The organism is Rhodoferax ferrireducens, assembly GCF_003347515.1.
Lineage (GTDB): Bacteria > Pseudomonadota > Gammaproteobacteria > Burkholderiales > Burkholderiaceae_C > Rhodoferax.
The window spans coordinates 1-258 of sequence record NZ_QEII01000250.1 but is presented as its reverse complement, the minus strand read 5'-3'; the positions used below and the strand labels follow the sequence as shown (position 1 = coordinate 258).

At 66.7% G+C, this 258-nt stretch carries 1 protein-coding gene; it reads right to left on the bottom strand.

All coding sequences use genetic code 11. From position 1 onward, the window contains the following. A partial coding sequence (locus tag C5P05_RS08375; protein WP_332871326.1) for a malic enzyme-like NAD(P)-binding protein occupies positions 1–258 on the bottom strand: 258 nt, incomplete at both ends.

The window sequence follows — 258 nt, the reverse complement described above, 5'->3', positions numbered from 1 at the left end:
TCTGCTCCTTGCGCCCGGCATAGACCACGCCGTTGCTGTCGGCCACGAACACATTGCGCATCGGCAGCCCCAGGCTGACGATCAGGTCCAGGCAGGCCAGCGCGGCGGCGCCGGCGCCCGAGGCCACGAGTTTGACCTCGCCGATGTCCTTGTCGACGTGTTTGAGCGCGTTCAGGATAGCCGCGGCGGCGACGATGGCGGTGCCGTGCTGGTCGTCGTGGAACACCGGTATCTTCATGCGCTCGCGCAGCTTCTTCT